Consider the following 6,200-nt stretch of genomic DNA (forward strand, 5'->3'; position numbering starts at 1 on the left):
GGTCAGGCCGCCGGTCTCCTGGATCAGGCGGTCGGACAGCGTGGATTTGCCGTGGTCGATGTGGGCCACGATGGAGAAGTTGCGGATGTGGGAAAGCGGCGTCGTCATGTTGGCCAGCCTCTAGCACATTCGCGGGCCTGTGCGAGCCGGTCTGCCTTGTGCGACAGAATATCCGCGACTAGAACATAGAGGGAACAACCGGGCCGTCGGCATGTATCACTCGCCTAAACGCGCGATCGCCAAGCGAATGCGACAGGCGCCAACGGCGCAGGAGGCGCGTCTCTGGGACGCTTTGCGAGCTCGCCAGCTGGGCGGATTCAAGTTTCGGCGACAGCTTCCGATCGGCCCTTATGTTGTGGACTTCGTCTGCTTGCAGCAGCGTTTGATCGTCGAGGCGGACGGTCCGTTTCACTTCGACGACGGGGATCGCGACGCGTGGTTCGCCGAGGCGGGCTATCGGGTCCTTAGGTTCACCAATCAGCAGATCGCCACGAATCTGGAGGGCGTATTGACGTCCATCTTGGCCAAAGCCTCCCCACGGCGATCCTTCTCCCCTTGCGGGAGAAGGTGGCCCCTCGGAGAGGGGTCGGATGAGGGGACTCCTTGACTGAGGTGCGTGAGCGCGCTAGCGCGCGCACCCCTCATCCGACCTGGCTCCGCCAGGCCACCTTCTCCCCCAAGTGGAGAAGGATTTGATGCGACTCCACGCCCCACTGCGGGGCGCCGGGCCCGGACATGGTTAATCCGCCGTTAAGGCTCGCGCCGCAATGAAGACCAGATGGGATGGGACCGTTGCGGTCCAGAACCTGGGAGAGCCTTGTCCATGGATCGTCGCACGCTGATCGCTTCGGCCGCCGCCGCCCTGGGAGCGGCGAGCGCCGCCCGCGCCCAATCCTACCCCAAGGCGGCCTATCCGGCCGGCACCACCAACATGCCGGTCCAGGGACCGCCGCCGCCGGTGACGCCGTCCCCGACCTATCCCGCCAATGCGCCGGCCGAGACCTTCAGCCGCGAGGAGATCGTCAACAACGTCTCCGACTTCATGGGGGTCACCGCCGAGACCGCCGGGGGCGTGGTCGAGCGCGTGTTCAAGGACAATGGCCGACCGACCGGCTACATCGCCGGCGAGGAAGGCTCAGGCGCCGTGGGCGTCGGCCTGCGCTATGGCCGCGGCCTGCTCTATATGAAGAACAAGCCCCCGGTGGAGATCTGGTGGCAGGGCCCCTCGGTGGGCTGGGATGTCGGCGGCAACGCCAGCCGGGTCTTCACCCTCTGCTATAATCTCCAGTATCCGGACGTGATCTTCCAGCGCTTCCCCGGCGTCGACGGCTCGGCCTATTTCATCGGCGGGCTGGGGGTGAACTATCAGCGGGCCAACGACATCGTCCTGGCCCCGATCCGGGCCGGCGTGGGCCTGCGGCTGGGCGCCAATGTCGGCTATCTGTCCTATAGCCGCGCCCGCCACTGGTGGCCGTTCTAGATCCCTCAGTGCTTGTCGGTCTTCGAGGTCAGAAGGTCCATGACCGCCAGCAGCACGCCGGAGACCACGAAGGTCACGTGGATCGCGACCAGCCAGGCCAGGTGGCGGTCGTCGATCTGCTCGCCCTCGGCCAGCTTCATGAAGGCCTTGAGCAGGGCGATGGCCGAGATCGCCACGATGGAGGCGATCAGCTTCATCTTCAGGCCTGAGAAGTCCACCGTGCCCATCCAGCTCGGCCGGTCCTCGTGGTCGCCGGTGTCGATCTTGGAGACGAAGTTCTCGTAGCCGGAGAAGATCACGATCAGGAGCAGGTTGCCGGCCAGCGACAGGTCGATCAGCGACAGCACCATCAGGATCGCCCCTTCCGGGGTCATGGTCATGACGTGGCTGAATTCGACGAAGGCCTCGCGGAAGAACACCACCACCAGGGCGGCCAGCGCCACCACCAGCCCGACATAGAAGGGCGCCATCAGCCAGCGGGCGCGGAACAGACCGGTCTCCAGCCAGCGCTCAATGGCGGGTTTCGAGGACGGGTGGCGTGGCGTGGGCGACTGGGTCATGGCCTGGACATTTATGAAAGAAATCCGGTGGATCAAGATGTTGTCGCGTGTCGGGCGACGACGGCAAATACTCTCCACGCCAGGTATAGACTCCCCATTTTGGGGATATGGCCAAGAAAAGAGTCATTCGCCTGTCGTCTTAAATCAAAATTGAACCCCGTTCTGTGAAGTTGGCCTCGAAGGCGCTGGCGCTGTCCGCCGCGGCTGAGAGGAGCTTGACGACCTGGTGAGAGATTTCGCGTCGGGCGATCCTCGGCTGTCCTGGCAGGACATCACCGGGTGGAGCGAAGGGCTCGACGCCCGTCTGGGCGAGGTCCGCGCGGCGCAGATTCACGCCATCACGGGCGCCATTCCCTTGATGGTGCTGGCCAATCTTCTGATCGTCGCCGTCCTCATGGCCGTGGTCTGGCCCCATGCGCCGGCCCGCGAGGTGCTCACCTGGGGCGCCGCCATGGCGGGGGGCCTGCTGCTGGCCCTGGACGCCTGGCGCCGGGTCCGCGGACGGCCCGCGCCCCGGCGGCTCTCCGCCCGGGCGACCCGTCGAGCGACCGTTCACGCGGGCGCCCTGGGCGTTCTCTGGGGCCTCGCGCCGCTGTTGTGGTTCTCCCAGATCGGCGGGCTGGACCAGGCCCTGATCTCGGCCCTGGTCGTCGGTCTCATGGCGGCCGGCGCCTTCGCGCTCGCCGCCGCGCCCACCGTCGCCATCGGCTATGTGGCCGGCCTGGGGCTTGGGGCGATGCTCGCCCTGGTCACCACCGGCGAGGTGATCGGAGCGGCGGCCGGGCTGCTGCTCGCGGTCTATATGGCGGTGCTGATCGCGGGCGTCGCCGGTGCGGCCCGCCAGTTCGTGGCGCGATTCCGGGCCGAGGCCGCCCTGGCCGAGCACGGCCAGCTGATCGGCATGCTGCTGCATGACTTCGAGGACAAGGGCGCCGACTGGCTCTGGCAGATCGACGCCCAGGGCTTGCTCAGCCATGTCAGCCACCGCATGGCCGACCTGCTCGGTCGGGTGGCGGGCGACCTGATCGGCGCGCCCTTGCTGGAACTTTTCCGGGTCGAGGGCGTGCGCCCTCTGTCCCACGCCATGGAGCGCCGCCAGCCGTTCCGCGACCAGCTGACCCCGGTGGAGATCGCCGGCGAACTGCGTTGGTGGTCGCTGTCGGCCAGCCCGGCCCTGGACGAGGACGGCGATTTCATCGGCTATCGCGGGGTGGGCTCCGATGTCACCGAGCAGCAGCGCGCCAAGGCCCAGATCGAACAGCTGGCCCGCTTCGACGGCCTGACCGGCCTGCTCAACCGCACGCAGTTCCACCAGGAGGTCCGCCGCGCCATCGGCGCCGAGAGCCTGGTCCGGCCGGGCTCGGCCGCGCTCCTGTGCCTGGACCTCGACCACTTCAAGGACGTCAACGACACCCTGGGGCACCCGGCCGGGGACGCCCTGCTCTGCGCGGTCGCCATGCGGCTGCGCGCGGTGCTGCGGACCGACGACCTGCTGGCGCGGCTGGGTGGCGACGAGTTCGCGGTGCTGGCGCGTGGCGAGCAGGACTTCGAGGCGCTGGGCGCCCGGCTGATCGCCGCCATCTCCCCGCCCTATGAGATCGACGGGGTGGAGGTCAGTGTCGGCGTCAGCATCGGCGTCGCCGTGGTCGGCGAGGATGGCCTGGATGTCGACCATCTGATCCGCAACGCCGACCTGGCGCTCTATCGCGCCAAGGAGGACGGCAAGGCCCGGTCCCGGCGCTACAATCCCTCCATGCATGCGCTGGCCGAGGAGCGCCGCGCCCTGCAGACCGATCTGCGCCAGGCCCTGGAGGCCGACGAATTCTATCTGGCCTACCAGCCGATCCTCGACGCCGCGACCCACCAGGTGGTGGCCTTCGAGACCCTGCTGCGCTGGCGCCACCCGACCCGGGGCGAGGTCTCGCCCTATAAGTTCGTCCCTGCCGCAGAGGAAGCCGGCCTGATCAACATGATCGGCGAATGGGTCCTGCGCCGGGCCTGCATGGAGGCGGTGGGCTGGCCTGAGCATGTGCGGGTGGCGATCAATGTCTCCCCGGCCCAGGTCATGAACCCCAACCTCACTGGCCTGGTGCTCAGCGCCCTGGCCACGGCCGGGCTGGCGCCCGACCGGCTGGAGCTGGAGGTCACCGAGGCGCTGTTCCTCAAGGAGACCGAGGCGACACAGGCCGCCCTGCACAAGCTGCGGGCCCTGGGCGTGCGGATCGCGCTGGACGACTTCGGCACCGGCTATTCCAGCCTGGGCTATCTGCGAACCTTCCCGTTCGACAAGATCAAGATCGACAGGTCCTTCGTCGAGGGCGCGACCCACCGACCGGACTGCATCGCCATCATCCGGGCCATCATCGCCCTGGCCGACAGCCTGGGCATGGTCACCACGGCCGAGGGGGTCGAGACCCAGGCGCAACTGGACGCCATCCAGGCCATGGGCTGCCGCCAGGTCCAGGGCTTCCTCTTGTCCCACCCCGTGCCGCTGGCCGAGGCCACCCGCTTCGCCCTGCTGGGCGTGGATGTCGCCCAGGCGGCCTAGGGCTTTTCCGCAAGGTCCGTGCTGGCCACCAGCCGCGCGCCGGAGGCGGCGAAGGCCGCGTTGCTGCGGGCGATGATCTGGTCGGCGGTCTCGCCGCCAAAGTCCCAGGTGCTGTGCGCATCCGACACCACCGTGACCTTCAGTCCGGCCTGGAGCGCCCCGGCCACCGTGGCGGTGACGCACTGGTCGGTCTGCGCGCCCAGCAGCACGACCTCGCCGGCGCCCTGGGCCGCGATCCATGGGCTGAGGTCGGGATTGCTGAAGGCGTCGCCCACCTGCTTGGAGAAGGTCGGCTCCTCCGGCGCCTGGCCGAGCGCCGGCCAGACCGGCCAGCCGGCCGCGCCGGGGGCCAGGCTATCGCCGCCACCGCCGTCATGGCGCACGAAGGCCACCTTGCGACCGCTGCGCCGCGCCCAGTCGATCACCGTCCGCACCCGGGCGACCAGGCCGTCGGCGTCATGGATCGGCGGCTCGGCGACGCCGTCGAACATGCCGGTCTGCAGGTCGATGACCAGGACAGGGGCGGTGGCGGCTATGGCGGGTTGGGTCATGGGGAAAACATAGCGCCGGGAGGTCGGCGATCAAGTTTGACGCGGACCGGATTCCCCTGGACCAATCGCTGATCTAGCGCGGCGCCATGCGGATCGCGCCGTCGAGGCGGACGTCCTCGCCGTTGAAATAGGCGTTCATGATCATGGTCTCGGCCAACTGGGCGTATTCCTCCGGACGGCCGAGGCGCTTGGGGAACGGCACCTGGGCGGCGAGGGCGGCCTTCACGGCCTCCGGCGCGCGACCGAGCAGGGGCGTGTCGAATATGCCGGGCAGGATGGTGTTGACCCGGATCGCCTCGCCGGACAGGTCGCGGGCCACGGTCAGGGTCAGGCCGACGAGGCCGGCCTTGGACGCCGTATAGGCCGCCTGGCCGATCTGGCCGTCCTCGGCGGCGACGGAGGCGGTGTTGACGATGGCGCCGCGCTCGCCGTCCTCCATGACGTCCAGAGTCAGCATGCCGGCCGCCGACTTGGTGATGCAGCGGAAGGTCCCGATCAGATTGACCTGGATGATGCGCTCGAAATTATCGAGCGGATATTCCTTGATCTCGCGGGTCTCGCGGTCGCGGCTGACGGTCTTCACCGAACCGCCGACCCCGGCGCAATTGACCAGGATCCGCTCCTGGCCATTGGCGGCGCGAGCCTTGGCGAAGGCGGCGTCGACCTCGGCGCTGGAGGTGATGTTGACCGGACAGAACACCCCGCCCAGCTCCTGGGCCAGGGCCTCGCCCAGTTCGGCGTTGAGGTCGAACAGCGCGACCTTCACCCCGTGACCAGCCAGCCGGCGCGCGGTCGCCGCGCCCAGGCCGGAGGCGCCGCCGGTGATCACGGCCGAGATGCTGCTGTCGAGTTTCATGGGGGCTGCTCCCTTGGGTCAGATCTGTGGCGGGGGACCAAACACGCTTTCGGTCCCCCGCCAAGATTCACCCAGCGGAAGGCCAGGGACCGCAGATTGACTCATTCATAAGTCATGACTTATGAAATGGCCTATGCATGAGATCGCGGTGACCCTATTGATGCGAACGCTGTCGGACCCTACCCGGCGGGCGGTGTTCGAGCGC

The 6,200-nt window shown here is 68.2% G+C and carries 7 protein-coding genes; 3 read left to right on the forward strand and 4 right to left on the reverse strand.

Annotation, left to right across the window (positions count from 1 at the left end; all coding sequences use genetic code 11):
* Positions 1 to 108, reverse strand: a 108-nt coding sequence (locus Q7P21_RS18660; protein WP_304179209.1) for a GTP-binding protein, incomplete at its 3' end; no start/stop codon positions are given.
* Between the two features lie 139 nt (positions 109 to 247).
* Between Q7P21_RS18660 and Q7P21_RS18665 the strand changes: the two genes are divergently transcribed.
* Both Q7P21_RS18665 and Q7P21_RS18670 read left to right on the forward strand, forming a co-directional pair.
* Positions 248 to 607, forward strand: a complete 360-nt coding sequence (locus Q7P21_RS18665) for an endonuclease domain-containing protein (protein WP_304165031.1) — start codon at positions 248 to 250, stop codon at positions 605 to 607.
* Between the two features lie 216 nt (positions 608 to 823).
* Positions 824 to 1,480, forward strand: a complete 657-nt coding sequence (locus Q7P21_RS18670; RefSeq protein WP_304164953.1) for a DUF1134 domain-containing protein — start codon at positions 824 to 826, stop codon at positions 1,478 to 1,480.
* 5 nt (positions 1,481 to 1,485) lie between these two features.
* Here Q7P21_RS18670 and Q7P21_RS18675 read toward each other — a convergent pair whose 3' ends face one another.
* The gene (locus Q7P21_RS18675) at positions 1,486 to 2,040 is read right to left on the reverse strand and encodes a TIGR00645 family protein (protein WP_304164956.1); all 555 of its coding nucleotides are present in this window, start codon (positions 2,038 to 2,040) and stop codon (positions 1,486 to 1,488) included.
* 226 nt (positions 2,041 to 2,266) lie between these two features.
* Between Q7P21_RS18675 and Q7P21_RS18680 the strand changes: the two genes are divergently transcribed.
* Positions 2,267 to 4,588, forward strand: coding sequence for a bifunctional diguanylate cyclase/phosphodiesterase (locus Q7P21_RS18680; RefSeq protein WP_304179183.1), 2,322 nt, complete (start codon positions 2,267 to 2,269; stop codon positions 4,586 to 4,588).
* Here the strand turns inward: Q7P21_RS18680 and Q7P21_RS18685 are convergent.
* Both Q7P21_RS18685 and Q7P21_RS18690 read right to left on the reverse strand, forming a co-directional pair.
* Entirely contained in the window at positions 4,585 to 5,139 is a 555-nt protein-coding gene (locus tag Q7P21_RS18685) for an isochorismatase family protein (RefSeq protein WP_304164962.1), read from the reverse strand. The two genes, Q7P21_RS18680 and Q7P21_RS18685, sit on opposite strands and share 4 nt — an antisense overlap.
* 73 nt (positions 5,140 to 5,212) lie before the next feature.
* On the reverse strand, positions 5,213 to 5,995 hold the full coding sequence (locus Q7P21_RS18690) for an SDR family NAD(P)-dependent oxidoreductase (protein ID WP_304179196.1): 783 nt from the start codon (positions 5,993 to 5,995) through the stop codon (positions 5,213 to 5,215).
* Positions 5,996 to 6,200 lie beyond the last annotated feature (205 nt).

It is taken from the genome of Phenylobacterium aquaticum, from assembly GCF_947378715.1.
In the GTDB taxonomy this organism is placed as follows: domain Bacteria; phylum Pseudomonadota; class Alphaproteobacteria; order Caulobacterales; family Caulobacteraceae; genus Phenylobacterium; species Phenylobacterium aquaticum_A.

Coding starts and splice junctions, on each gene's coding strand:
- Q7P21_RS18665 (WP_304165031.1), top strand. CDS start 248: ATGCGACAGGCGCCAACGGCGCAGGAGGCGCGTCTCTGGGACGCTTTG.
- Q7P21_RS18670 (WP_304164953.1), top strand. CDS start 824: ATGGATCGTCGCACGCTGATCGCTTCGGCCGCCGCCGCCCTGGGAGCG.
- Q7P21_RS18675 (WP_304164956.1), bottom strand. CDS start 2,040: ATGACCCAGTCGCCCACGCCACGCCACCCGTCCTCGAAACCCGCCATT.
- Q7P21_RS18685 (WP_304164962.1), bottom strand. CDS start 5,139: ATGACCCAACCCGCCATAGCCGCCACCGCCCCTGTCCTGGTCATCGAC.
- Q7P21_RS18690 (WP_304179196.1), bottom strand. CDS start 5,995: ATGAAACTCGACAGCAGCATCTCGGCCGTGATCACCGGCGGCGCCTCC.